Origin of the sequence: Occultella kanbiaonis, assembly GCF_009708215.1 — a bacterium.
GTDB classification, from domain to species: Bacteria; Actinomycetota; Actinomycetes; order Actinomycetales; family Beutenbergiaceae; genus Occultella; species Occultella kanbiaonis.
The window spans coordinates 1,034,954-1,059,003 of the sequence record NZ_CP046175.1 but is presented as its reverse complement, the minus strand read 5'-3'; the positions used below and the strand labels follow the sequence as shown (position 1 = coordinate 1,059,003).

Below are 24,050 nucleotides of genomic sequence, written 5' to 3'. Positions count from 1 at the left end.
GCCACGGGTCCCACAGCGATCTGGAGGCTCTCACATGGCACTACTCCCCCTCGTCGGCTCCGAGACCCGAGTCCCGCTGACGGTCCCGCTCGACGGCGCCGCGACCGTGCGGTACGCGAACCTCGACTACGCCGCGAGCGCCCCGGCACTGGCCGCCGTTGCCGAGGCCGTCACCCGGGCCTTGCCCCTGTATGCGTCGGTGCACCGCGGCGCCGGGTACCTGTCCCAGGTCTCCACGGCCCTCTACGAGCAGTCGCGGACGGCGATCGGCCGGTTCGTGGGCGCCCGGGAGGACGACGTCGTGGTGATCACCCGCAACACGACCGACTCGCTGAACCTGCTCGCCGGGTGCGTGCCGGACGGCGCCCGAGTCCTGGTCCTGGACATCGAGCACCACGCGAACCTGCTGCCCTGGCAGCGGATCGGCGCTGACGTGCTGAAGGCACGCGGGACTGTCGCCGCGACCCTCGAGGCCCTGACCAACGCCCTCGCGACGCGGAACTACCGGCTGGTGGCGATCACCGGCGCCTCGAACGTGACCGGCGAGTCACTGCCGGTCGCGGAGGTGGTCGCCCTGGCGCACGCGGCGGGAGCGAGGGTGGTCGTGGACGCCGCCCAACTGGCGCCGCACCGGCCGTTCTCCCTGACCGAGACGGGCGCGGACTACGTCGCCGTCTCGGGACACAAGCTGTACGCGCCGTACGGCGCGGGCGCGCTGATCGGTCGGCGGGACTGGCTTGACGCCGGCCGCCCCTACCTCGCCGGCGGCGGCGCGGTCACGAATGTCACGGTCGGCCACACCTCGTGGGAGCCGGCGCCGCAGCGGCACGAGGCGGGCAGCCCGAACGTGATCGGAGCCCTGGCCCTCGGGGTCGCGGCGACCGAGCTGACCGCCGTCGCGGATCGCCTCGCCGAGCACGACGGTGCGCTGCGGGAACGCCTGGTGTCCGCGCTGACCGAGATCCCGGGCGTGCAGGTGCTACGGCTCTGGTCGGACTCCGCGGACCCGGTGAGCGTGGTCTCCTTCACCGTGGCAGGCCACGACGCCGGCCTGGTGGCGGCGTACCTGTCCGCCGAGCACGGCATCGGCGTTCGCGACGGGCGGTTCTGCGCGCACCCCCTGCTCGAGGCCAGGGGCGTCGAAGCCGGCCTGCGGGCCAGCATCGGCCTGGGTACCACCGAGGAGGACGTCGACCGGCTCGTCCGGGGCGTGTCCGAGTTCGTCGGCACCGGACCCCGGTCGGACTACGAGGTCGTGGGCGGCCGCTGGCAGCCGCGCGACGACCAGCGCGAGCTCCCCGAGGCGATCGCACTGCTGCAGGCACTGCACGCGGACTCCGACGCCCCTTCGGTGTTGGCGACCGCCGCCGCGGGCGCGGGCTGCGGCCCCGCACCGTCGGTCGCCGAGGTGCTCGCCGCCGTCGCGCACTAGGTGGCGTCGACCGGGCGGTGCTTGACGAGCTCGAGCCGGTCGGGCATGGCGCTGTCCGAAGGCGTGCGGCTGGTCACCGACCAGCCGCACGCTTCGTAGAAGGCGAGGGCCGCCGTGTTCCCGACGAAGGTCTCGAGCCGGACCGACTCGTACTGCACGAACAGCAACTCCTCGACCCGGGCCAGGAGCGCTGTGCCCAGGCCCTCGCGATGCCGTCGGACGTCGACCATGAGCAGGTCGACCGTCGGCCCTTCGACGACGGCGAGCCCGACGATCGTCCCCGCAGCCTCCAGGCAGAGCACCTGCCCCCGCCTGAGGTGGCCCGCGACGTGCTCGTCCGAGGCACCCGAGCCGACGAAGGCATCGACGTTCTCGTCGCCCAGGAACGGTCGATAGCTCGCATCGATCGTGCGCCGCGCGAGCTCCTGGAGGGCCATGAGATCGCCGTCGCGGGCCGGGCGTACGACCTGGCGTGACGGGACCACGCGGCACCTCCGAGACATCGCGACCCACGAACCGCTCAGTCTGCCAGGTGGCGCCGCGCACGAGCGTGCGGTGGTGCGTGCGGCAGGACCCGGCGCACCATCGCGGCCGCGCCACCCGGCACCGATCAGATCGTGTTGTCCGCCGCGACGGTGTCGATCTCCCAGACCCGGCCGTCCGGGTCATCGGGATCGTGCGCGTCGACGGCTGCCCGCATCACGTCCTCGACCTTCGTCATCATCGCGTCGAACTCGGCCTCGGTGAGGCGGACCGTCCGCTGGGTGAACAGCGCGTGCACGTCCGTCGCGCGGCCGGTGACGTACTCCGGGGCCCAGGCTGCCACCCGGCGCACGAGTTCGTGGTGGTCGTCGATCACGGTGCGCATGAGGACGCCCCCGAGCATCTCGTCCTCCACGGGATGTTCGGGGGTGCCGAGGCTGTAGGCGCCCGGCACGCGGGTCCACACCCGGTCGCGTCGGTCCCGGGCCCGCTCGGGAGCCTCCACGATCAGGCCGGCGTCCGCGAGGACGCGCAGGTGGAAGCTGACGCTGTTCGCCGGCTCATCGAGATCCGCGGCAACGTCCGCGGCGCGCGCGAACTCCCGCTGGGTGAGCACCTTCGTGATCCGCCGCCGGAGCGGGTGCGCCAGCGCCTTGAGCATCGCCGACGTCATCACGGCCTCGCTCCAGAGCCCACCCTCGTGCCCGTGGTTGGCCGCCGGCGCAGCCTCCTCCATGCGCTCGTCCTCCGTGTCCGACATGGTTCGAGCATATCCCCACCAAATCTTGCGCAAACACTATTGCGCAATCTTCCTTGCGGATCTAGGGTTGCGGTCATGCTCCCCGACGCAACCGTTGCTGCGCCCCCGTCGCTGCTGCGCAACACGCGGTATCTCACCTGGCTGATCAGTGACACCAGCAAGGGGCTCGCGGCCGCCCTGTTCTCCTTCGCGGTCCCCCTCCTCGCCCTGATCGTCACGAACGACCCGGCCCGGGCCGGCATCATCGGCGCCGTGGCCCTGGCCGTGCGCGCGCTGACCACGCTGGCCGGCGGCGTCATCGCGGACCGGTACCGCCGGATCGCCCTGATGGTGCTCGGCTCGTCCGTCGGCGTCGTGATCGCCGGCTCGTTCACCCTGCTCGCACTCCGAGACGCCCTCACGTTCACGACCCTCCTGGTCGTCGCCGTGGGACTTGCGGCGCGCACCGGCCTCTTCGACGTCGCCGGCGAGAGCGCCCTGAAGGAGGTCGTGCCGGACGGCGCGATGGGCCGCGCCCAGGCGGCGAACCAGGGACGGGACGCCGTGCTCCAGCTCGCCGGCGGCCCTCTCGGCGGCGCCCTGCTCGCAGTCGGCGGCTGGGTGGTCGGCGCCGCCATGACCGCCTGTCACCTGATCGCGGCGGTCGCCGCGTGGTGGCTCGGCCGGTCGTCGCGTGCGGCCGAGGCGAACCCCGCGCCCGAGGCACACCCTCCGACCGACCCGGACGTCCCGGCCACGCCCGCCGCGGGCACCGCCACGGCGGGTGCGCGGGCACCCGAGCGGAACGCGCTCGCGGAGCTGCGCGCCGGCTTCGCCTGGCTGCTCTCCCGCACGGACCTGCGCGGCGTCCTGCTGGTGTCCACGATCATCAACCTCGGCTTCAACGCTGCCATCACGACCGTGGTGTACGCGTTGCAGCAGGACGGGCAGTCGCCGGCTGCGATCGGTTGGGTCTCGGCCGGGGCGGGTGCCGCGATGCTGCTCGGGGCTGTCGTCGCGCCGATGCTGGTGTCCCGGGTGCCGGCCGGCGCACTGACGATCGTGGGGCTGACCGTGGCGGCCGTCGGCGCCTACTCCCTCTCGCTCGTGGACTCGGTCTGGGCGATCACCGCCGTGCTCGCGGCCTCGGTGCTCGCCGTCCCCGCCCTGAACGCGGCTCTGATGGGGTACTTCATGGTCGCGACGCCGAGCGAACTCCTCGGCCGGGCGAACAGTGCGTCCATGGTCCTCGGGATCGGGGCGATGCCGCTCGGTCCGCTGATCGCGGGCTTCGGGCTCGCCTGGATCGGACGCGAGGGCACGATTGCCGTCTGCGCGGCGCTCTGTGCCGTCGCGACACTCCTGGCGATCACCAACCGCGGCCTGAGGGCGCTGCCCGCAGAGTCCGGTTGGACCGCCCATGCCGCGCGGTTCGGCACGAGTTGACCGCCCGGACCCAACCGCTCGCGGAGGCGCCGGTGCGCCTCGTCCGGTCCATCCGCCGCACGGCCGTACCCCCGCCCCGCCGGGGGCGGAGGTGGGGGATGATGTGTCCGTGACAAGTCTCGACGCTCCCGTTCCCGACGTGCTCGGCGGGGAGTTCACCGCCCGGACGATCACGCTCGCCCCCGACGGCGCTGCGGCCGGGCCACCGGTCGCGACGCTGGTCCGGCTGGGCGCCGAGCGCACCCGGGACGTCGCGGTCCTGTACGTGCACGGGTTCTGCGACTACTTCTTCCAGGCCGACCATGCGGCCGCCTGGGCGGCGCACGGCTACGACTTCTTCGCGCTCGACCTGCGCGACTACGGCCGGTCGATCCGGCCCGGCCGCCAACCCGGCTGGGTCGAGGACCTGCGCAGCTACGACGAGGAGCTGGACGCCGCGCTCGCCTCGATCCGCGCCGAGGGGTACCGCGCGGTCGTTCTGCTCGGTCACTCGACCGGCGGACTGGTCACGACGCTGTACGCGAGCGACCATCCCGGAGCCGTGGACGCCCTGGTCCTGAACAGTCCGTGGTTCGACCTCAACGAGAACTGGTTCAACCGGGTGATCGCCACGCGGGTCGTGGACCTCATCGCGCCCAGGGTGCCCCATCTGAACGTCGGCAGCCTCGGCGAGGACTACGGTCGGCACCTGCACGTCTCCACCGGCGGCCCGCACGACTACGACCTCGCCTGGAAGCCGTTCGAGGGTTTCGACGTCCACGCCGGGTGGCTGCGCGCGATCCGCCGCGGCCATGCCCGGATCGCACGCGGGCTCGACGTGGACGCGCCGGTGCTGATGTGCACGTCCGCCCGGTCCGGATCCGCGAGCCGGCCGAGCGAGGACGATCTCAACGGGGCCGACTGCGTCCTGGACGTCGAGCACATGCATGCCCGGATCGGGCGCGTCGGACCCGACGTCACCGCGGTGCGCATCACCGGCGGGTGGCACGACCTCGCCCTCTCCGGGCCGGTCGCCCGCGCCGAGTACGAGCGCACCGTCTTCGACTGGCTCGCGGCCCGCCTCAGGACCGGCGCGACCGCTCGCTAAGGTGGGGCCCATGACCGAGCCGGCGCCCCCACCCCAGGGAGCACCGGTGCACTCAGGTCACGGCCGGTCGCTGCTCAGTGAGAGCCTGTCCCTGTTCCGCACCACCGGCCGGCTCCTGGCCCGGCACTGGCTCCCGCTCGCGGTGATCGCCGTAGCCGGGGTCGCGGCGCACTGGTACCTGCTGGACCTCGCGGTGTGGCTCGGCCGGTTCGGGGCCGTGCCCGGCATGCTCGGGCTGTCGCTGGTCCCGTTCAGCACCATGCTCGCGGTGATCGGGATGCTCCTGGTGCTGCGACGCCGGGAACGCTCGCGGCACGTCGCGGTCGACCTGCTCGCCGCCACCGGCAGCGTGCTCCTGCCGTTCCTGGTCGTCTACCAGAGCGGCGGCCGGTTGGACGACGACCTGCGCCACCATTCCTACTTCGGGATCCAGGACGACTTCTCCCGGTTCGAGACCACCGACATCGATGGCGCCGCCCGGATCCCGGACGCGGCCTCCACGCTGGTGCTGGCGATCGTGGGAGCCGCACTGCTCGGCCGCCTCATCGGCGGCTACTTCGTCACGTCCGGGCGGTTCTGGAAGGGCCGCGACGATCCCCGCCGCACCGCGCTGCAAGCGCTGGTCGGCTACCTCGAGCTGGTCTGGATCGTCCTCGGTGCCTACGTGGTCGGCAGCCTTGTGGCCACCGCGGTCGGGTGGCTGGGCAGCCGCGCGGTGACGCACTGGGTCATGGACCTCTGGGCCGGGGTACGGATCGACTTCCCGGTCATCGGCGGCGTCGGCGACTGGGCGATCGGCGCGATCGGCCCGGTCGCCGCTGCGCTCGGGACTGCCCTGATCGTACCGATCGCCTGGCTCGCCATCGGCACGATCATCTACGGGATCGAGGCCAGTGACGTCATCGCCGATGATGAGGTGGCCCGCCTCGGCGGCCGCGCGCCACTCCTGAGCCGCATCACCCGCCGGTTCGGCGACACCACCATCACCAAGGCCTGGCACGCCCTGGCCGAGCCGAACGGCCGGTTCGGCGCGCTGATGGGCGGGATGGCCATGATCGTGCGGGCCGGCTGGATCACCGTGTTGGTCTTCTGCCTCGGCTACGTCCTCATCACCCAGATCCCCTACCTGGTCTGGGGAGTGGCACGTCTGCTCGCCGGTAACATCACCACGCTCGGCTGGTTCGCCCTCTGGGACCCGCTCGACGTCATTGCCGAGGTCCTCGTGCTGATGGTCTCCGCGGCCCTGCTCGCCGCGGCCGCGGACAGTCTGCTGCAACGCTACGGCGCCAACCCGTCGCTACGGCTGCCGCTCCCTCGCCGCAGGGAGAACGCCGACCAGCTCGGCTACGCCCGCGGCACCACGAACCCGGGCGCCGACCCGGCCTGGGGCGACCGGTCGCCGTCGGGCATCACGACGCCGCAGGCGGCGCCCGAACCGGCCGCCGGGACCCACCGGCTGGGTCAGTCGGTCACGGGCAGCCTGAAGTAGTCCGGGGCCAGGCCCCAGTTCGACTCGAGCCGGATCGTGGCCGGTTCCGCGTCCTCCGGCATCAGGACGAGCAGGTACTGGACGTCGGGCAACGGATCGTCGCCCGGTTCCGGCTGCGCCACGTCGAGGGTGTCCTGGACGCCGTCCACGCCGTAGGGCACGTCGTTGCCCGTCTCGAACCGCCGGCCCTGGGTGTCCTGGACCAGGACGTCCAGGCTGTAGATCTCGGTGTTCGTGCTCTCCACCGCGAGGCCGAACTGCCACAACACCGTGCCCGCGGGCGGCTCCCACCACTCGTCGTAGGTGGTGACACCGTCGTCGAGTCGTTCGACCCCGACCAGTTCGACGCTGATGCCCTCGTGGCTGGCCACGCCGTTGGCATCGAGGCGTACCGGCACGTGCGACTCACCGTGCCACCAGGTGTCCCGGGCCTCCGCGCTCACCCGCCAGCCGAGCGCACCCAGAACCAGGATCCCCACCACCGCGAGGGCCGCCGTGGCACGCCGGGACCGGTGCTGCGGCAGCGGCGGGGGCGCGGCCGGGAGCGGCTCACGGGCCGGCGCCATCCAGTCCTCGCGGCTCTGCCCAGGGTGATACGGGGGCGGGTACGCCATCGGTCCGCTCACCGTTCACCCGCCGGTAGCAGCTCTGGTTCAGCCACGACCGCCGGACCGGGCTCGACCGCGCCGGGGTCCACCCGCAGCGCGAGCACGCCGTAGGGCATCGGGGTGTCGGAGGCCGTTCCCTGACCCGACGGCCAGGCCTCGAAGGTCAGGTCGCCGAGCGCGTCCAGCGGCACCTCGAAGGCCAAGGTGCCCCGGTGCCAGAGGTCCGGGCTGGCGAACCATTCGCTGAAGGCGCGGCCGGTCGTGGGGTACCGGCGGCCGTGCGCGTCCACCAGGACGAAGTCACCGGGCAGGTTCGGCTCGTCGGTGGTGGCGTAGGACAGGTCCACGAGCACCCAGACCCCGACGGTCTCGAGGGGGTTCTCGTCCTCGTCGAGGATCGTCTCGTAGGCACGCGCACCCGAGACGTTCACCTGGAGGGGATGCACCACCGAGTCCCTCCCGAGGGTCATCCGCACGCCGATGGGCCCGTTCGGGGGTGCGTTGGCCTCGAGGGCGTTGACCCCGAGCCCGGCGCCCACCAGCACGGCGAGCATGGTCACGGTGATCGCCCAGCGTGGGACGGACCGCCCGGTCACGGTTCCTCGTCCACGAGCGCGGGCGGGACCTCGTCGTCGCGGGGCACGGCGATGGCGCCGATCCGGTCCCCCGCGAACCAGGTGGGTGTCTGGAACAGGAAGCTGATGTCCTCGTAGGTCTCGGTGAGGGTGAGCTCCACCTCGTCCCCGATGGCGCCGGAGTCCCGCACGGGCCAGAGCATCGCGACGTGGACCGGCAGGTCCGCGGTCAGGAAGTTCGCGCGTGAGTCGTCGGCCAGCAGGAGCACCTGCTGGAACCGCTCCTCGACCAGGTCCGCGCCGCTCAGGCGGAAGTTCTGGTAGTCGGTGAGGATCCCTTCGAGCTCGGAGGTCTCGAGCACCATCACCACCCCGACCCAGGCGTCCGCCTCGTCCGGGATGCCGTAGATGTCCACCTGGTCGGAGACGAAGAAGGACTCCACGGTCACCGTGTACGGGCCGACGTCCACGGCCTCACCCACGGCGAGCTGGCGGGCGGGCTCGGGTGCGACCCTCGCGAAGCCCCCGACGGCGGCGATCACCAGGATCAGGACCCCGACCATCGCGATGGCGATCCGCCGCGGCCAGGTACGCACGGTCCAGCGCGCGATCCCCGGCACGCTCAACAGCGCCCCCACGTCGTTGGCCACGCGCCTAGAGTACGCCGATTGCGCTGGTCGCGACCCCGCACCGCATAGCATGGTGATCCCAGCAGGTTGCCGATCAGAGGACACGATGGCCACCAGGACAGTCACCGAACTCACCGACGATCTCGACGGTGGTCCGGCGCAGCACACCGTGCGGTTCTCGCTCGAGGACACCATCTACGAGATCGACCTGAACAAGGCGAACCGGGACGCGCTGCTCACCGCCCTCGCGCCGTTCGCCGCCGCCGCACGTCGCGTCCGCGGCGGGGTCGTCGAGCCCGCGACGGTGCGTGAGGAGACCCCGGTGGACCCGCGGGCGGTCCGGGAGTGGGCCCGTTCGCGCGGCATCGCGATCCCGCCGCGGAGCCGGGTGCCGCGTGAGGTCGTCGACGCGTTCCGCGAGGCCGGTTACTGACGCCCGCCCCAGCGTCCTGACGGCGCGTCGGTGGGGCCACCTAGGGTGGGCGGCATGACCACCCTCGGTATCGTCTTCCCGCCCGATCAACCCCCGGAGCGTCTGCGCGACGTCGCCATCGCCGCCGAGTCCGCCGGCCTGGACGAACTCTGGCTCTGGGAGGACTGCTTCTCGGAATCCGGTGTCGCGCCCGCCTCGGCCGTGCTCGCTTGGACCGAACGGATCACCGTCGGCATCGGCCTGTTCCCGGTCCCGCTGCGCAATGTCGCGATCACCGCCATGGAGATCGCCACGATCTCCCGGCTCTTTCCCGGCCGGTTCCTGCCGGGTGTCGGTCACGGCGTGCTCGACTGGATGGGGCAGGTCGGCGCCCGCGCGACGTCGCCGCTGACCCTCCTTCGCGAGTACACGACCGCGTTGCGCGCCCTGCTCGACGGCGAGTCCGTCACCACGAGTGGCGCGTACGTCCACCTCGACGCCGTTCAGCTCCGGTACCCGCCGGACCCGGCGCCGCCGCTGCTGGTCGGCGCCGTCAAGCCGAAGACGCTCGCGCTCGCCGGCGAGTTGGGCGACGGCGTCCTGCTGGGCGCCGGAAACGAGTCGCCGGAGGCGGTGGCCCAGAGCATCCGGGTGGCCACGCACGCGCGTGCGGCGCAGGGCAGCACCAGCCCGTTCGACGTCGTCATGACGGTGAACGTGCCGGTGGGTGCCTCGGCGGATGCCATCGAGGCGGCCGTGCGCCCGTACCTGGCCGTGGGGGTCAGCCGGGTCCCGGTCTGCGGCCTGGACGCCAACGGCATGCCCGACGGCACCGAGGCGGTGCTGGGGCTCGTGGACGCGGTGGCCCAGGCGCGGTCGCGGCTGGTCTGATCGGCTCGGCCCCAATGGACGACGGCGGCCCCCGGGTTGATCCCGGGGGCCGCGGTCACGCTGGGGTGCTTGCTCAGAAGGCGGGGATGATCTCGCCGGCCGGCCAAGTCTCCTCGATGAAGGCCCGGACCTCGTCGGAGTGGAGCAGCCCGTCGAGCGCCACCAGGTCGGGGTCGTCGATGTCCTCGGAGCGCACCGCGACGAAGTTCGCGTAGGGGTTGCCCTCGCCGTCCTCGATGAGCAGGGAGTCGGTGGCCGGGTTCAGGCCACCCTCGAGGGCGAAGTTGCCGTTGATGATCGCGGCGTCGACGTCCTGCAGGGTGCGCACCAGGGAGGCGGGGTCCGCCTCGATGAACTCGAGGCCGAGCTCGTTCTCGTCGATGTCGGTCAGGCCCGCTGACTCCGGCGCGTCCGCGGTCAGGGTGATGATCCCCGCCTGCACGAGCAGATCCAGGGCGCGGGCCTGGTTCGACGGGTCGTTCGTGATCCCGATCTGGCCACCCTCGGGCAGGTCCGCGACGTCCGTCAGCGTGTCCGAGTAGAGGGCGAACGGTTCGATGTGGATGCCCTCGAAGTGGTCGAAGTCGAAGCCCTGGGACTCGACCTGCTCCTCGAAGTAGGGCAGGTGCTGGAAGTAGTTCGCGTCCAGGTCGCCCTCGGAGAGGGCGGTGTTGGGCAGCACGTAGTCGTCGTAGGTGACGATCTCGAGGTCGAGGCCGGCGTCCGCGGCGAGGTTGTCCTGGACGAACTCCAGGATCTCGGCGTGCGGCGTCGGGGAGGCGCCGATGACGATGTGACCGTCCGACGCGGCGCTCTCGTCGTCGCCGGATCCACCCGCGCCGTCGCCACCGCCTCCGCAGGCGGCCAGGGTGAGCGCAGCCACGGTGAGGGTCGAGGCGGCCAGCAGGGTTCTACGCATTGGGGGTGTCCCTTTCGGTGTGTTGTCGCTGGGTGCAGCGGGGGTCGGGTCAGCGGTGATCGACGAGCCGGGCGGCCCGGTCGCCGAGGAACTGGATGAGGAAGACGATCGCCAGGATGACGATGACCGCCGCGAACATCACGGCGGCGTCGAAACGTTGGTAGCCGTAGGTGATTGCGAGGAAGCCGAGGCCGCCGCCGCCGACCGCGCCGGCCATCGCGGAGTAGCCGACCAGGGCTATCACGGTGACGGTGAACCCGGCGATCAGGGAGGGCAGCGCCTCGCGGACGATCACGCCCCCGGTCATCCGCAGCCGGGACGCGCCCACCATCAGGGCGGCCTCGATCTTGCCGGGGGCGACCTCCCGGGCGGAGGTCTCCACGAGCCGGGCGTAGAACGGCACGGCGCCGACGGCGAGGGGCAGCACCGCCGCCTGCCAGCCGAGCGGGGTGCCGACCACGGCGCGGGTCACCGGGATGAGCAGGATGATCAGGATGATGAACGGGATCGCCCGCCCGATGTTCACCAGGGCGGACAGCACCGCGTAGAGCACCGGGACCGGGCGGGTGCCGCCCTTGCCGGTGGCGTGCAGCACGAGCCCGAGCGGCAGGCCGACGAGCGCGGTCCAGAACGACGCGAACGTGACCATGCCCAGCGTCTCGAGCGTGGCCTCGGGCAGCTTCTCGCTGATCGCGGGGTTGGCGAGGAGTTCGTTCCACCAGTTCACGCGGCGTCCTCCTCGATGGCGAGGCCCGCGGCACGCAGGCGTCCGAGCACGGCCACGCGATCGCCGTCGGCCACGTCCAGGTGCCATCGGCCCACCCGCACCCCGCCAAGGGTCTCGATCGAGCCCGCGACGACGTGGGCGTCCGGCTCGGTCGCGATCGCGTGCAGGGCGTGCGCGATCTGCGTCTGCGCGCCGCCGGCGCTCACCTGGACGAGTGTGCGCTGGTCGCCGACGCCCACGTCCGGCACCGGCACGAGCGCCTGGGACAGCGGCGAGCCCGGGCGGGTGACGACGTCCGCGAGCGGCCCGGACTCGACGATCCGGCCATCCGCGAGGAGGGTGGCGGCGTCGCAGACCTCGCGGACCACGGCCGTCTCGTGCGTGATGATCACGACCGTGATGCCGAGCCGGTCCCGCACGTCGCGGATCAGCCGGAGGATCTGCCGGGTGGTCGTCGAGTCGAGCGCGGACGTGGGTTCGTCGCAGAGCAGCACCGCGGGCTCGGTCGCCAGCGCCCGGGCGATGCCGACCCGCTGCTTCTGACCGCCGGACAACTGCGCCGGGTACGCGTCGCCGCGGTCGCCCAGCCCGACCAGGTCGAGGAGCTCCTGCACCCGGGTGGCGCGCTGCGCCCGGGGTACGCCGGCGATCGCGAGCGGGTAGGCGATGTTGGCCGCCGCGGTGCGGGCCTCGAACAGGTTGACGTGCTGGAACACCATTCCGATCCGGCGCCGGGCCTGCCGGAGCATGGTCTCGCTGAGCGCGCTCACCTCCGCGCCGTCGACGACCACCGACCCGCTGGTGGGCCGCTCGAGCGCGGTCAGGCAGCGGATCAGGGTGGACTTCCCGGCCCCGGACTGGCCGACGATGCCGTGGATCTGTCCCTGGGGGATCTCGAGGCTGATGCCGTCGAGCGCCACGACCTCGCCGCTGCGGGTCGGGTAGACCTTCCGCAGGTCCTGCAGCGTGATCATGGCTGGCTCGTTTCGGTGTGGGGGATGACGGCGGGCGTCGAACGCCCTTGAGATGTTCCGGCGGCCCGTGGTCGGCTCGTCGTTGCGGCACGCGCGAGCGCGGCCGACGCCGCATCGGGCCCATCGACGGTAACGGCGGCGCCGATCGACTCGACGAGCGCCCGGAAATCGTCTCACCGGTCGAGACGGGACGCATTCCCGCGGGCGGCCGGCCTGATCGCCCGGCTCGGCGACACCCGGACCCTGGTCGCCACCGGGTCGCCTTCCCACGGTGGTCCGGGCACCGGCGGGCGGGCCTCGAGCGAGTGGCGACGCCACCGCTTCGAGACCCGCCCGTCGGGATCGGGCATGCGTCACGACGGTGGGAGCACCTCGGCGCGGTAGACGCCCTTCGCCGCCGCGTCCTCCTTCGAGTGCGCGCCCGTCATGTGGTCGAAGTCGGTGTCCCAGGACTCGACGCTGACCTCGATGAGGTCGGTCTCGGCCTTGGCCCGGCCGGGCGCCGAGAAGCGCATCCGACTCCCGGGCATCCGGATGGGCTGACCGGGCTGGTGCCCCGGGAGGACGTCGAAGGTGTTGCTGAGCGCCGTGTGGGCGAAGGGCTGACCGGCCCCGGCGCCGGCGACCTCCACCCCGCTCCTGCCCGTTGCCGTGAGCACGAGGTTGCGGACGGTCAGCGCTCCGGAGTTGGTGACCTGCACGGTGAAGGTGCCGGTCTCACCGACGTTGATGCTGTCGCCCTCCGGATCCACCTCGATGATCTCGAGGGTCAGGTCGGTGTGTGGGTAGTCCTCGATCGCGGTGACGAGGTCGTCGAGCAGAGACATGATGGGTTCCTTTGCTGAGCTGGGTGGATCGGTTCTCTGTGGTGGTGCTGCTCGTGCCGACACCTGCTGGGTGAGCGATCACGAGCGCACGGACGGCGGCCTCACGTGGAGACGGCGAGATTGGCCCCGGCCAGAGCGGCGAGCAGATCGGCACGGCTGGGATCGGTGCTCGCGTAGCGCGGGGCCGCGCGGTGCGGGCCGAGCCGGCGCCGGGTGTCGGGGTCGCCGAGGACGGCGGCCGGCAGGTCGACCATGCCGGCGATCCGGGCGGACGCACGGGCGAGCACCGGGTCCTGGGTGGCACCCCGCAGCAACGCCGTCGTCATCGCCCAGGACGGGTCGTCCGTGACGTAGTGGTTGCCGGCGACGTCGGCGTCGATCTCGCCGAGGCGGTGGCGGTCGAACCGCAGCGTGGCCTCGACCCAGGGATTGACCTGTTCGGCGCAGGCGCCGTCGAAGGCGAGGGCGACGTCGTCCGGGTCGGTCCCGCCGCTGGCGAGGACATCGCGCAGGGCAGCGGCCTGCAGCACCCCGATCGTCGCGCCGCGCCCGAGCGACGGGTTGGTCGCGGCGACGGCGTCCCCTACCGCGACCAGGCCCGTCACCAGCGGACGGCCGTCGCGCAGGTAGCTGCGGCGGACGTCCTCGATGCCCGCGATCGGCTCGACCCGGGTGCTCGGGATGCCCTGCCCGGCCCACGCCGTGTCGACCGGGCTGCACCGCACGACCGCCTCCCACGCCGTCGTCTCGCGCAGGGAGCGCAGCGCGCGGTCCCGCGAGCTCGTGATCAGGACCACGCACCACGTCGCCGCCTCGCCCGGCACGGTCAGGACCGACAGGGACGGGTGGTGGCTGAGCACCGGCCCGGCCCCGGTGGGCAGGTGCCGGTCGCGACCCTGGTAGTGCCGGCTGTAGTAGATGAAGCCGCAGGGCTCGCGCAGCTCCACCGGAGCGTGTTCCGCAGCCTGCCTGACCCAGCCCGGGACGGGTGTCCGGCGGCCGGCGGCGTCGACGACGAGGTCGGCCGGCACGAAGCCGGCGGTGGTGCCGACCCCGAGCACGTGCGGCGGGCGGGCACCGTCGCGCACGGCGAGGCCGGTGGCCCGTGCACCACGCCGGATGGTCACCCCGGGTTCGTCGTCGACCAGTCGGGCGAGCACGGCCTCGAGCACGGGCCGGCGTGCGGTCACCGTGTCGAAGCGTTCGTCGCCGGGCTGCCAGCCGTGGGTGACCCGGTCGGCCTGGAGGTGGAGCAGGTTGACCCGGGCGGCCCCGGCCGACTCGAGCGCGTGGACCAGGTCGGGCAGCTCGCGGCGCAGCTGCGCCGTCCAGCGGGGCAACATCAGGTGCGGTTGCCGGAACTGGTTGACGCCGGGGCGCGCCCAGTCCGTCCATGCGGCGAGCGCGGCGGCTGTCGGCGGGTGCGGGTCGCGCTCGAGCACGGTGACCCGGTGCCCGTCCCGGGCCAGCAGGAGTGCGGCGGTCAGGCCGGTCATCCCGGCGCCGACGACGGCGATGCTCAGGTTGCGGTGGGCGGTCACGACGATCTCCTCGGTGGGTGGATCGCCACGATCTCGCCGTCAGCTGCTCACCTGACAGGTCAGTTGCTGCTCAGTTCCTGTCCGGTTCCGCCCCAGGCAGGCCCCGCTCGCCGATCTCGATCGCCCAGAGCACCTCGACGAGACGCTCCTGGGCGCGCGCGAGGTGGCGGCGGTAGGTGCTGAACGGCAACCCGAGCAGTTCGGCAGCGGCCTCCTGCGACGGAGCCGCCCTGACGTAGGTGCGTTCCAGCACTCGTCGGTGCTCGCCGCCGTTCCGCTCGTTCGAGAGGGAGGCGATCGCACCGGTCAGGGTCCGGGCGAGGCCGCCGGCCGGGTCGGTGGCGGTCACGTCGACCAGCGCCGAGCCGAGCAGCGCGGACCCGGCCAGCCGGTCCGGGCGGGCGAGCTGGTGCAGTGCCGCGCGGACCTCGGTGGCGAAGGCGGTGTGGCTCAACGGGGCGGGCCGCACGAGGTCGGCGGGCGGGGGACCCTGCTCCCCGGTGAGCTCGCGCCGAGCCATCATCTCGAAGAGCGACTCGGCGGGGAACCGGCGTCGGTCCCAGCCGTAGGCGACCGCCTCCCGGGGCGCTCCGCCGCCGCGGGCGGGCGGCCCGGCCGGGCCACGCCACATCTCGCTCATCCCGAGGTAGCCGAAGTAGGGCCCGTAGGTCTCGGGCTCCACGGTGACGATGAACGTCCAGGCGGCCGGCCGGCGAGCCCACTCGAGCAGGCAGGACACCCCGTTGACCAGGAGCAGCATCGGCTCCTGCTGATAGGAGCCGGACGCACCGGCGAACCGGTTGACGTTGATCCGTTCCCCGGGCCGCAGCGGCCCGCGTTCCGCGGCAGCGGCCAGCACCCCCACGGCGACCGGGTCGTCGACGTCCAGGGCAGCGCCGGTCGGCAGGTACACCTGCATCGAGAACCCCTCGACCCCCGTGTCCGACCGGGCCCGGTACAGGCAACCCGGCTGCTCGGCGATCCACCGGCGGGCCAGTTCGGCCGAGGCTGCACCCTCCCCTTCCTCGATGAGTGCGAGGATCCCGGCCCGGTCCTCGGGGCCCGCGGTGGCCACGGGCAGGATGCCGCCCTCGCGCAGCCCCGCGACCCGGTCCGAGAGCGGCCCGGCCCGGTGCAGGAAGAGGATCTCGGCGGCCGCGCGATCCGGACGTGGTTCGGCGGGGTCGGCGAGCCGGTCCAGGAAGTAGCCGCGCACGGCGATGTGCAGCGCGACGTAGGCGTCCGGCGAGCGGTGCATGAACTCGGCCTCGAAGATCTCCCGGACGACGTCGTGCACGTGCAGGCCGAGCACGCCCCGCCGCACGTACGGGCGGGAGCCGAGCCACGCCCAGACCTCCTCGGCGCGGGAGCCGACGGTGCGGGCGAGCAGGTCCGCCGTCATTCGGGTGGCGTGCGCGCAGGTGGCCAGTCCGGCCCGGTGTGCGGCATCGGGGATGTCGTCGATGATCAGCCGGCACAGCTGGGCCACGACGTCCGGCGCCTCGGTGAGAGCGGCAGGTGCTGACCCGCCGCGGTCCGCCTCGGCCAGCATGGCGAGCACGAGCGGGTGTCCACGGCCCACTCCGGCGAGCACCGTGCGCCGATCCCGGGGCAGGCCGAACCGCGCGAGCAGTTCGTCGCTGTCCGCGGCGTCCAGCCCGGCCAGCGGATGCACCTGCGCAAGCCGGCGCCAGCCGGGGTCCAGCCGCCAGCTCGCCGGCGGCGGCTCCCTGCCGGCGAGGACGGTCACGGAGGTGGTCGGCCGGGCCGCGAGGAGGTCCTCGCGCACCCATCGGTCCAGTGGCACCAGCAGCTCGTAGCCGTCGATGAGCAGTACGTCCGGCTCCCGCCCCGCCGGGTAGCCACACCGCCGGGCCTGCTCGGCCACGGCGGAACCGATGGCGGCGGCGGTGCACTCCAGGTCCCGGGCGTCGACGTAGACGGGCTCGCGGCCGGCGCCGCGCGCGTGGCGGGAGAACGCATCGAGGAGGGTCGTCTTGCCGATGCCTCCGGGACCGTGCACGAACAGGATCCGGCTCGCCGAGGTGCCCGCGAGCGCGTCCCTGAACGACCGCAGTTCGGCGGCCCGGCCCACGAAGCCGAGCTCGCGGGTCCGGGCCAACTCCTCGGACAGCCGATCCGGCTGTCCGAGCCCCGGCGGCTCGGCCGCACCCATGCGCTCAGGCTAGACCTCGCTCCGCCCGGGTACGAGCGCAATGCTGCGGGGCCGGCCCGGCAGGTGTCGGTGCGCCGAGTCGGTCCGTCCTGCGTCAGGCGGGCTGCTCGGCGGGGACCCTGCTCGGCACGTCCTCGCCGGGCACCCCGGTCCGGCCGGTCGGCGCCTTCTCCCCCGCCGTGACGGCAAGGGCGAGGTGGTTGCCCTCGATCGGGCGCGGGCAGGTGCCGTAGTCGGTGAACGCGTACGGCAGGTTCACGGCGCGGTTCAGGTCAAGGGTCGCGGTGCCCGTACCCGGGTCGCCGGTGACGCCGGCGACGCGCCAGCCGGAACTGGTCACCCCGGAGGTCTCGTCGCTGAACAGCACGGCCCACGAATCGCCCTTTCCGACCGCGATCAGCCGGTGCTCGGCGCCGTCCCGGGTGAAGGTGACCTCTCCGACGGCGGAGGCCACCTGGGTCAGGCCGGGGGCGGCGGCGAGGACGGTGGTCGGCCGTGCCTGCGGGTAGGTCGTGGTGCTCACCTCGAGCACCCAGGACGGGTCGTAGTCATAGGTCGGCACGCCCTCGAAGCCGGCCAGGGTCGCAGAGCGCGGGTCCCGGACGCGCAGCGCGTACAGGCCCCCGCGGAGGATGACCTCGACGAGCACGTCGTCTGCGGTGAGCGCGAACCTCGCCGACTTGGCCTCGCCGACCACCACGCCGGCGACGCCGTCGAGCACCGCGCCGGGTTCGCCGTCAGGACCGAGCACACGGACGCCGTCGACGGCGGTTGCCCGCAGGTGCAGGCCGTCCTCGTCGGCCCACCAGGCGCCGGGCAGGTTCGCCAGCGCACGCTCCGCGCGCGGCACCCAGAGGTAGTCCACCAGGGACAGCCAGTCGTGCTTGCCGCGCAGCTGCTCCTCGCGGGCGGCGTGCCAGTCCCGCCACTGCACAACCGCCTCGGTCGTGTCGGTCGAGCCGCTGGGACGGACGGGGTTGTCGGTGATGCTCACGGGGCTGCCTCCTGTGGATGACGGGTACGACGCCCATCCTCGGCGGGTGCCTCGGACGGTGGTCGACGGCGCCCGACGGTCCCGGATGCTGGCGGCCGGGCGTCCACATCGTGGGAGCCCGATTTGCTCACACGAGTGCCGCGGGCTCCTCGGACGGGGTGGCCCGCGCCGCGGCCAGGTCCGGCAGCGGCGTCCCCGCGGCCGCCGCGGCCCGGCCGATCCGCTCGCGCAGCTGCCCGGGCGCGTCGGCCGCGCGCGGGGCGGTGCAGGTGCCCTCCCGCGCGGCCAGCCGCCCGCCGATGTAGACGTCCTTGAGGTTGCGCAGCCCGCAGGCCATCACGTACGTGGCGTAGACGTCCCAGACCGGCCCGGTGTCCGGCGCGGTGTGATCGACCACGAGGAAGTCAGCGAACTTGCCCACCTCGAGGCTGCCGACCCGGTCGGCGACCCCGAGCACCTCCGCGGATCCCAACGTGTGCAGGCGCAGCACCTGCCGGGCCGACATCACCGCGGCGTCGTGGTGCAGCGCACGCTGGGAGTACAGGCCGAGGCGCATGTTCCCGAACGGGTCGGAGATGTCGGTGCAGGCCTGGTCGTCCAGCCCCATCCCGATGCCGATCCCGGCCCGGGCGTACCGCACCACGTCCGCGACGCCGGAGGCCAGGCGCCCGTTCGAGGTCGGCTGCCACACCATCCGCCCGCCGGCCGCGGCCACGGCGTCGACCATCTGGTCGGTCGGGTGGATGAAGTGCCCGAACAGCAGGTCCGGCCCGAGCGCACCGGCGCGGACGTACCAGTCGAACTTCGCCCGCTGCACGTCCAGGCCCTGCGCGGTCTCCACGAAGTGAGCCTGGTTCGTGATCCCGTGGGTGCGCATCGCGCGCGCCTCGACCTCGGCGGTGCTCGGGCCGGCCGCCCACTGGACGGCGCCCATCACGGACGCACCGAGGAACAGCTCCGGCGGGGTGTGCGTGCGGGCGGCGGCGACCATGTCCGCGAACGTGGCGAGCACCTCGGCCCGCGGACCGGCCTCGTCGTCCAGGCGGATCGAGGCGATGGTGCGCAGCCCGGCGTCGGCGGCGCCGTCGAACTGGCGGGTGAGGTTCTCCGGCGGGTGCACGGCGGCGAGCACGTTGCGTGCCGTGGCGGGGTCGTAGCGCCAGGTGACCCGGGACTGGGTGAAGTTGTAGGCGCTGGTGATCCCGTTCGCGATGAAGTCCAGGGCGCCGTGCAGCGTGGACCAGTACATGTCCTCGGCGTCGGTGTGGGCGAACACGTCCATCATCGCGCCGACCCACGGGTAGAGCGTCGACTCCGGCGCGATCCCCCGCAGGCCGGAGGTGAACAGGTGCGAGTGCGCGGAGATGAAGCCCGGCGCCACGATCGCCCCACCGAGCGCGCGCACCTGGACGCCCGGGGCGAGCAGCGCCGTCGGGGCCTCGCCCGGGCCGATGCCGCAGATCCGCCCGTCGTGCCCCACCGCGAGCCAGCCCCGGAACCAGTCGGGCTCACCCGGGCGCGGGTCGGCCATCGGCAGGAGCAGGGCGTCGGTGAGCAGGAGCGCGGGGGTCATGACTCGCATGCTCCCGGCGAGACGTCACCGGGATATTAACGGCGCGTCACGTGACCGAAACATCGCGCCCCTACCGTGAATGTTGATGACATCAACATCCTTCTGAGTCCCGGGGAGCCTCTCCATGACCACCACCGCACCGCCCGGCACCGCCGTCACCGATGAGTTCCGCGCCGCCATGGCGGGCCTGGCCGCCGGGGTCTGCGTCATCACCACCACCGGCGCGGACGGCAGCCCGAGCGGGCTGACGGTCTCCACCGGGTTCAGTGTCAGCGTGACACCGCCGATGTTCGGGCTGTGCGTGGACGTCCGGTCGCGCACCCTGCCGGCCGTGCTCGAGCGCGGCGCGTTCGTCGCGAACGTGCTGCACGGCGGCGCGCAGGACGTCGCGACCCTGTTCGCGTCCCGCGCCACGGACAAGTTCGCGCGCACCCCGCACCGCTTCACCCCGGGCGGCCTGCCCTGGCTCGCCGAGCACAGCCTGCGCTCGGTCGAGTGCACCATCACGCAGACCGCCGACGCCGGGGACCACGTCATCATCCTCGGCGCCGTCGACGCGGTGCACGCCCCCGCCGTCGTCGGCGGTTCGGCCCTCGCCTACGTGGACCGGCGCTTCCACACACTCCCGCGTTCCTGACCCCACCCGCACCACCAACGAGAGGAACACCACCATGAGTGGAGCAGCACCCGTCATCCGCAAGCTCGCGGACACCCCGGCCTTCCTGATCGGCCCGGAGGACACGGTGAAGCTCGCCTGCCTGGCCGGACCGAAGGACGGCACGAACACCAGCGTGTTCCTGGAGGTCTGGGAGCCGGGCGGCGCCCAACCGCTGAACTCCCACGAGGAGTCCGCCGAGATCTTCATCGTCCTCAAGGGCGAGGCGCAGGCCCACAGCGACGAGGCCGTGGTGACCCTCACCGCCGGTGACGTGCTGATCCTCCAGGAGGGCTCCGAGCACCGGATCATCAACACCTCCGAGACCGAGGACCTCTACACGATCACGATCATGTCCAACGACGGTGGCTTCGCGAAGCTCGTCACGGACGGCACCGAGGTCGCGCTCACCGCAGCCGACCGCTCGGTGCTCTGCGCCGGCCTCCCGCAGGTGGTGTGAGCACCCTCCTCCAACCCCTCGACTCACGTCCCGGGGGTGGCCGGTACCTCCCGGCCACCCCTGGGACCGTGTTGTGGGGTGAGCTGCCTTGCGCCGGCGACGACCCGGTGCTCACGATCGACCCCGGCGAGACCGTGCTGATCGACACCGTCTCCCACGAGGGCATCCTCGAGGACCAGGGCCGCGACCCCGCCGCGTTCTTCGCCGGCCACGGCATCACCGAGGTGCTCCGGGACGCCGTCGCGGTCGCCGCCGAGGTATCCCACGACCCTGCCGCGCACGGCCCGCACGTGGTCACCGGGCCGATCCGGGTCCGCGGCGCCCGCCCGGGCGACGTGCTCTCGATGACCGTCCTGGACCTGCGGATGCGCGCCGACTACGGCATCGTCTCGAGCCGGCACGGGCGCGGGGCGCTGCCCGAGCAGTTCCCGCTCGAGGGCGCGCCGGTCACCTCGATCCTGGCCCGGGTCGAGCCGATGCCCGACGGCGGCGCCCACCCGGGCGCGTCGTCGTCGCCGTCGCTGGTGGGCACCATGGCCGTCGGCCCGAGCGACGATCGGCGGGTCCGGTTTCCGCTCGCGCCCTTCCTCGGCACCATGGGCGTGGCCGTGGCGGGATCCGAGCGGGCCCACTCGGTGCCGCCCGGCGCGCACGGCGGCAACGTCGACGTCTCGCTGCTGACGGTCGGGTCCACGCTGCACGTGCCGGTCCAGGTCGACGGGGCGCTGGCCTACGTCGGCGACCCGCACTACGCCCAGGGCGACGGCGAGGTCGCCCTCACCGCGTTCGAGGCGCCCCTGCGCGCGAGTGTGCGGTTCGACCTCATCCCGGCCGCGCACCTGCCCCGCCCGGGCGAGCTCTGGGCGGAGACGCCCGACCTGCTCGTCCCGATCGGGCTCGACCCGGACCTGAACGTGGCGATGCGCGCGGCCGTACGCTCCGCCGTCGCTCTCCTCACCGACCTGGGCATGCACCCGGCGCACGCGTACGCCTACCTGTCCGCCGCCGGTGACTTCGCCGTCTCCCAGGTGGTCGATCGGGTCCGCGGCGTGCACGGCAAGATCCGCAAGGCGGACCTGACCGACCTCGCCTGAACCCGCGCGACCGCGCGCGACCCCGCCCGGACCCGCCGCACCCGCCGCACCCGCCGCCGGTCCGCCCCGCGGCGAGCCAGAACCTGGCACCCGAAACAGACCCCCACGCCCTTCTTCCTCAGGCGTGAGGGTCTGTCTCACCGCGGCAGGGCGAGGAGCCCGGACCGGGACGGGGTCAGCGCGGGGTGGGGTCGAAGACCGATGCCTCCACGATCGCCCGGGCGATCCGCTCGACGGCGGCGGTGAAGAGGATCTTGCCGGTGTCCGCGTCCGCGGTGGTCGGGTCGCCGATGTGGCCGTCCGGGCCGAAGTCGTCCGACAGCCAGCCGAAGCTGACCGGCTTGCCGAACCCGATCAGCTCGTAGTCGGCGAGGTGCTCGGGTACGCGCCGCTCGGCGAGCTCCATGTGCACGAGCTCGGGGCGCAGGTGCAGCATCAGCGAGGTCTCGCTGTGCCCGCCGTGGACACCGAGACCGAGCTCGTGCGGGTTCGCGACGTCCCGGGCCTGGTCCGGCGGCACGGACAGGTGCGAGAAGAACGTGCGCAGCCCGAACCTGCGCCGGATCTCCCGGCACGCGACCTGGCCGAGCGCGGAGTTGCCGCCGTGGCCGTTGACGAACATGAGCCGCGTGATCCCGGACGTCTGCAGGGACCGGCCGATGTCCACCAGGGTGGCCATGAGCGTCTCCCAGGTCAGCCAGATCGTGCCGGGTGCCCAGTGGTGCTCGTCGGACTTCGTGAAGGCGAGCCCGGGCAGCAGCACCACGCTCGCGGCGCCGGCCTCGGCGACCGAGGCGACCGCCGCCTCGGCCGCCTCGGTCGCGGTCACGTAGTCGGTGGATACGGGCAGGTGCGGACCGTGCTGCTCGATCGCACCGAGCGGCAGCACCGCGACGGTGTCGGCGGGTAGCGCCTCGACCTGCCGGAAGGTCAGGTCGATGAACTTCGGCGCGCCCATCAGTGGGTCCCGATCGTGGAGCGGGTGTCCGGGCGGGCCAGCCCCGGATCGAGCTTGCCGGGGTTCAGCAGGCCGCGTGGGTCGGTGCGTCGGGCGGTCTCGACCGCCAGGGCAACGTTCCGGTCGACGTACCACTGGTGCGGCGAGTGCACGCCGAGCCCGGCCGCCTCAAGGGCCGGGATGCCGGCCAGGACCTGGGCCTCGTCCACGTAGTCACCGACCACCATCGCGAGCGGCCCGGTGCCCATCAGCTCCAGGTGCAGACGGGTGTTCGGGTACACGGCGCGGATGGCGTCCGGGTCGTCCCAGAGCACGGTGCCACCGGTCTCCAGGTGGAAGCAGGGCGGGTTCCCCTCGGCCTGCTGCCAGAAGTAGATCGGGTGGTTGTAGGACATCGAGGAGAGCTTGTCCGTCTCCGCGTAGTCCTCCAGCACCGCGACCACCGACCCACCCGCGGCCCGGATCCGGCGCTCGATCTCGGCGACCGTCGACGCCTCGGCGATCACCCGGAGGCTGTACCGCTCCGGGTCCAGCGGCACCGACGCCGGCAGCGTCGGCACCAGGGCAGGCTCGTCCGCGGAGGCGAGCCGGGGCAGCACCGGAAGGTCGAGCAGGCTCCGGTGCACGTCGACCAGGTCGGCGTAGCCGTCGAAGGCGGCGTAGATGGCCACCCAGTCCCGGGCCGGGTCGGTGCGCACCGTCGCCGACGTGATGACGCCGGTGACCCCGTAGGTGTGGATGTAGGGCTGGGTGTCCTCGCCATGCACCGTGAAGGCACGGGCACTGCCGTCCATCGGGGCGATGGTCAGCGACTCCACGAACCCGTCCGTGGTGGTGCCGCGCAGAGTCGTCCCGGTGCCGGCGCTGCCGCCACCGATGAACCCGCCGATCGTGGACCCCTTGGTGGACGGGAACATCCAGATGTCCCGCCCGGCGGCCCGGCCGGCCGCGTCCATCGCGGTGAGTTTCGCACCGGGACCGGCGGTGATGGTCTGCTCTTCGACGGTGATCGTGTCGAGGCCGCGCAGGTCCAGCGTGACGCCGCCCTCGAACGGCGTGAGCTGGCCGTAGTTGCCGGTGCCGGCGCCGCGGGGGGTGACCGGCACCCGGGCCTCGAGGGCGAGGGCCAGGACGACGGGCACCTCCTCCGGGGCGTTCGGCCGGACCACGAGGTCTGCGAGGTACCGGCCTGCGGGGACCTTCTCCTGCAGGATCGGGGACATCCGGGACCAGTCCGAGGAGACCTTCCGGATCAGTTCGGGCTCCGTGGAGACCGCCCCCTCGCCGAGCTCGAAGGTGAGGAGCTCGGCGAGGCGGTGCGACCTCTCGGCAACGCTGGGGGTGGCGCTGATGGTCATCGG

At 72.9% G+C, this 24,050-nt stretch carries 24 protein-coding genes; 9 read left to right on the top strand and 15 right to left on the bottom strand.

What is annotated here, in order from left to right; all coding sequences use genetic code 11:
* Positions 1 to 34: 34 nt before the first annotated feature.
* Positions 35 to 1,432 (top strand): aminotransferase class V-fold PLP-dependent enzyme, encoded by a 1,398-nt coding sequence (locus tag GKS42_RS04570; protein ID WP_154792775.1) that lies wholly within the window; start codon positions 35 to 37, stop codon positions 1,430 to 1,432.
* Here GKS42_RS04570 and GKS42_RS04565 read toward each other — a convergent pair.
* Both GKS42_RS04565 and GKS42_RS04560 read right to left on the bottom strand, forming a co-directional pair.
* Positions 1,429 to 1,917: a GNAT family N-acetyltransferase gene (locus GKS42_RS04565; RefSeq protein ID WP_210769311.1), complete on the bottom strand. Its 489-nt coding sequence runs from the start codon at positions 1,915 to 1,917 to the stop codon at positions 1,429 to 1,431. The two genes, GKS42_RS04570 and GKS42_RS04565, sit on opposite strands and share 4 nt — an antisense overlap.
* Before the next feature lie 125 nt (positions 1,918 to 2,042).
* Positions 2,043 to 2,675 carry an ArsR/SmtB family transcription factor gene (locus GKS42_RS04560; RefSeq protein ID WP_232847923.1) on the bottom strand — a complete coding sequence of 211 codons (633 nt, stop codon included), beginning with the start codon at positions 2,673 to 2,675 and terminating at the stop codon, positions 2,043 to 2,045.
* A gap of 75 nt (positions 2,676 to 2,750) precedes the next feature.
* Here GKS42_RS04560 and GKS42_RS04555 point away from each other — a divergent pair, with 75 nt between their 5' ends.
* From GKS42_RS04555 to GKS42_RS04545, 3 genes are all read left to right on the top strand, one after another.
* Positions 2,751 to 4,100: an MFS transporter gene (locus tag GKS42_RS04555; RefSeq protein ID WP_154792773.1), complete on the top strand. Its 1,350-nt coding sequence runs from the start codon at positions 2,751 to 2,753 to the stop codon at positions 4,098 to 4,100.
* Positions 4,101 to 4,209: 109 nt separating this feature from the next.
* Entirely contained in the window at positions 4,210 to 5,187 is a 978-nt protein-coding gene (locus tag GKS42_RS04550; protein WP_232847922.1) for an alpha/beta hydrolase, read from the top strand.
* Between the two features lie 10 nt (positions 5,188 to 5,197).
* Positions 5,198 to 6,676, top strand: a complete 1,479-nt coding sequence (locus GKS42_RS04545) for a hypothetical protein (RefSeq protein ID WP_154792771.1) — start codon at positions 5,198 to 5,200, stop codon at positions 6,674 to 6,676.
* On the opposite strand, the gene GKS42_RS04540 is transcribed toward GKS42_RS04545, so the two are convergent.
* The 3 genes from GKS42_RS04540 to GKS42_RS04530 are packed head-to-tail and all read right to left on the bottom strand — an operon-like array spanning position 6,649 to position 8,509.
* Positions 6,649 to 7,290, bottom strand: coding sequence for a hypothetical protein (locus GKS42_RS04540; RefSeq protein WP_154792770.1), 642 nt, complete (start codon positions 7,288 to 7,290; stop codon positions 6,649 to 6,651). The two genes, GKS42_RS04545 and GKS42_RS04540, sit on opposite strands and share 28 nt — an antisense overlap.
* 8 nt (positions 7,291 to 7,298) lie before the next feature.
* Entirely contained in the window at positions 7,299 to 7,880 is a 582-nt protein-coding gene (locus GKS42_RS04535; RefSeq protein WP_154792769.1) for a hypothetical protein, read from the bottom strand.
* Positions 7,877 to 8,509 carry a hypothetical protein gene (locus tag GKS42_RS04530; RefSeq protein WP_154792768.1) on the bottom strand — a complete coding sequence of 211 codons (633 nt, stop codon included), beginning with the start codon at positions 8,507 to 8,509 and terminating at the stop codon, positions 7,877 to 7,879. The genes GKS42_RS04535 and GKS42_RS04530 overlap by 4 nt, the downstream gene beginning before the upstream one ends.
* A gap of 85 nt (positions 8,510 to 8,594) precedes the next feature.
* On the opposite strand from GKS42_RS04530, the gene GKS42_RS04525 reads away from it, so the two are divergent.
* Together GKS42_RS04525 and GKS42_RS04520 are read left to right on the top strand one after the other, a co-directional pair.
* The gene (locus GKS42_RS04525; protein ID WP_154792767.1) at positions 8,595 to 8,921 is read left to right on the top strand and encodes a histone-like nucleoid-structuring protein Lsr2; all 327 of its coding nucleotides are present in this window, start codon (positions 8,595 to 8,597) and stop codon (positions 8,919 to 8,921) included.
* Positions 8,922 to 8,975: 54 nt separating this feature from the next.
* A complete protein-coding gene (locus GKS42_RS04520; protein ID WP_154792766.1) occupies positions 8,976 to 9,791 on the top strand; it encodes an LLM class flavin-dependent oxidoreductase in 816 nt (271 codons plus the stop codon).
* A gap of 73 nt (positions 9,792 to 9,864) precedes the next feature.
* Here the strand turns inward: GKS42_RS04520 and GKS42_RS04515 are convergent, their stop codons facing one another.
* The 8 genes from GKS42_RS04515 to GKS42_RS04480 form a co-directional block, all read right to left on the bottom strand.
* The gene (locus GKS42_RS04515) at positions 9,865 to 10,710 is read right to left on the bottom strand and encodes a MetQ/NlpA family ABC transporter substrate-binding protein (protein ID WP_154792765.1); all 846 of its coding nucleotides are present in this window, start codon (positions 10,708 to 10,710) and stop codon (positions 9,865 to 9,867) included.
* Between the two features lie 49 nt (positions 10,711 to 10,759).
* Positions 10,760 to 11,437, bottom strand: a complete 678-nt coding sequence (locus tag GKS42_RS04510; protein WP_232847921.1) for a methionine ABC transporter permease — start codon at positions 11,435 to 11,437, stop codon at positions 10,760 to 10,762.
* The gene (locus tag GKS42_RS04505) at positions 11,434 to 12,411 is read right to left on the bottom strand and encodes a methionine ABC transporter ATP-binding protein (RefSeq protein WP_154792763.1); all 978 of its coding nucleotides are present in this window, start codon (positions 12,409 to 12,411) and stop codon (positions 11,434 to 11,436) included. Before GKS42_RS04505 ends, GKS42_RS04510 begins: the two co-directional genes overlap by 4 nt.
* A 353-nt stretch (positions 12,412 to 12,764) precedes the next feature.
* Complete coding sequence (locus GKS42_RS04500) at positions 12,765 to 13,238, bottom strand: COG1361 family protein (protein ID WP_154792762.1); 474 nt, start codon at positions 13,236 to 13,238, stop codon at positions 12,765 to 12,767.
* A 101-nt stretch (positions 13,239 to 13,339) separates the two neighbouring features.
* Entirely contained in the window at positions 13,340 to 14,779 is a 1,440-nt protein-coding gene (locus GKS42_RS04495; protein ID WP_154792761.1) for an FAD-dependent oxidoreductase, read from the bottom strand.
* A 70-nt stretch (positions 14,780 to 14,849) separates the two neighbouring features.
* On the bottom strand, positions 14,850 to 16,955 hold the full coding sequence (locus GKS42_RS04490; protein WP_154792760.1) for an ATP-binding protein: 2,106 nt from the start codon (positions 16,953 to 16,955) through the stop codon (positions 14,850 to 14,852).
* A gap of 94 nt (positions 16,956 to 17,049) precedes the next feature.
* Positions 17,050 to 17,949 (bottom strand): DUF1684 domain-containing protein, encoded by a 900-nt coding sequence (locus GKS42_RS04485; protein WP_168217754.1) that lies wholly within the window; start codon positions 17,947 to 17,949, stop codon positions 17,050 to 17,052.
* 127 nt (positions 17,950 to 18,076) lie between these two features.
* Positions 18,077 to 19,522, bottom strand: coding sequence for an amidohydrolase family protein (locus tag GKS42_RS04480; protein ID WP_154792758.1), 1,446 nt, complete (start codon positions 19,520 to 19,522; stop codon positions 18,077 to 18,079).
* A gap of 124 nt (positions 19,523 to 19,646) precedes the next feature.
* On the opposite strand from GKS42_RS04480, the gene GKS42_RS04475 reads away from it, so the two are divergent.
* The 3 genes from GKS42_RS04475 to GKS42_RS04465 are packed head-to-tail and all read left to right on the top strand — an operon-like array spanning position 19,647 to position 21,731.
* A complete protein-coding gene (locus GKS42_RS04475; RefSeq protein ID WP_154792757.1) occupies positions 19,647 to 20,159 on the top strand; it encodes a flavin reductase family protein in 513 nt (170 codons plus the stop codon).
* Between the two features lie 34 nt (positions 20,160 to 20,193).
* On the top strand, positions 20,194 to 20,637 hold the full coding sequence (locus tag GKS42_RS04470) for a cupin domain-containing protein (protein WP_154792756.1): 444 nt from the start codon (positions 20,194 to 20,196) through the stop codon (positions 20,635 to 20,637).
* Positions 20,634 to 21,731 (top strand): acetamidase/formamidase family protein, encoded by a 1,098-nt coding sequence (locus tag GKS42_RS04465; protein WP_154792755.1) that lies wholly within the window; start codon positions 20,634 to 20,636, stop codon positions 21,729 to 21,731. The genes GKS42_RS04470 and GKS42_RS04465 overlap by 4 nt, the downstream gene beginning before the upstream one ends.
* 175 nt (positions 21,732 to 21,906) lie before the next feature.
* Here the strand turns inward: GKS42_RS04465 and GKS42_RS04460 are convergent, their stop codons facing one another.
* Both GKS42_RS04460 and GKS42_RS04455 read right to left on the bottom strand, forming a co-directional pair.
* Positions 21,907 to 22,689, bottom strand: coding sequence for a creatininase family protein (locus GKS42_RS04460; RefSeq protein ID WP_154792754.1), 783 nt, complete (start codon positions 22,687 to 22,689; stop codon positions 21,907 to 21,909).
* The gene (locus GKS42_RS04455) at positions 22,689 to 24,047 is read right to left on the bottom strand and encodes an FAD-binding oxidoreductase (RefSeq protein ID WP_154792753.1); all 1,359 of its coding nucleotides are present in this window, start codon (positions 24,045 to 24,047) and stop codon (positions 22,689 to 22,691) included. Before GKS42_RS04455 ends, GKS42_RS04460 begins: the two co-directional genes overlap by 1 nt.
* Positions 24,048 to 24,050 lie beyond the last annotated feature (3 nt).

Bases quoted from the DNA above. Each gene is read 5' to 3' on its own strand.
- GKS42_RS04545 (WP_154792771.1), top strand. From the start codon at position 5,198: ATGACCGAGCCGGCGCCCCCACCCCAGGGAGCACCGGTGCACTCAGGT.
- GKS42_RS04520 (WP_154792766.1), top strand. From the start codon at position 8,976: ATGACCACCCTCGGTATCGTCTTCCCGCCCGATCAACCCCCGGAGCGT.
- GKS42_RS04475 (WP_154792757.1), top strand. From the start codon at position 19,647: ATGACCACCACCGCACCGCCCGGCACCGCCGTCACCGATGAGTTCCGC.
- GKS42_RS04560 (WP_232847923.1), bottom strand. From the start codon at position 2,675: ATGTCGGACACGGAGGACGAGCGCATGGAGGAGGCTGCGCCGGCGGCC.
- GKS42_RS04570 (WP_154792775.1), top strand. From the start codon at position 35: ATGGCACTACTCCCCCTCGTCGGCTCCGAGACCCGAGTCCCGCTGACG.
- GKS42_RS04505 (WP_154792763.1), bottom strand. From the start codon at position 12,411: ATGATCACGCTGCAGGACCTGCGGAAGGTCTACCCGACCCGCAGCGGC.
- GKS42_RS04490 (WP_154792760.1), bottom strand. From the start codon at position 16,955: ATGGGTGCGGCCGAGCCGCCGGGGCTCGGACAGCCGGATCGGCTGTCC.
- GKS42_RS04525 (WP_154792767.1), top strand. From the start codon at position 8,595: ATGGCCACCAGGACAGTCACCGAACTCACCGACGATCTCGACGGTGGT.
- GKS42_RS04460 (WP_154792754.1), bottom strand. From the start codon at position 22,689: ATGGGCGCGCCGAAGTTCATCGACCTGACCTTCCGGCAGGTCGAGGCG.
- GKS42_RS04470 (WP_154792756.1), top strand. From the start codon at position 20,194: ATGAGTGGAGCAGCACCCGTCATCCGCAAGCTCGCGGACACCCCGGCC.
- GKS42_RS04500 (WP_154792762.1), bottom strand. From the start codon at position 13,238: ATGTCTCTGCTCGACGACCTCGTCACCGCGATCGAGGACTACCCACAC.
- GKS42_RS04555 (WP_154792773.1), top strand. From the start codon at position 2,751: ATGCTCCCCGACGCAACCGTTGCTGCGCCCCCGTCGCTGCTGCGCAAC.
- GKS42_RS04455 (WP_154792753.1), bottom strand. From the start codon at position 24,047: ATGACCATCAGCGCCACCCCCAGCGTTGCCGAGAGGTCGCACCGCCTC.
- GKS42_RS04515 (WP_154792765.1), bottom strand. From the start codon at position 10,710: ATGCGTAGAACCCTGCTGGCCGCCTCGACCCTCACCGTGGCTGCGCTC.
- GKS42_RS04480 (WP_154792758.1), bottom strand. From the start codon at position 19,522: ATGACCCCCGCGCTCCTGCTCACCGACGCCCTGCTCCTGCCGATGGCC.
- GKS42_RS04540 (WP_154792770.1), bottom strand. From the start codon at position 7,290: ATGGCGTACCCGCCCCCGTATCACCCTGGGCAGAGCCGCGAGGACTGG.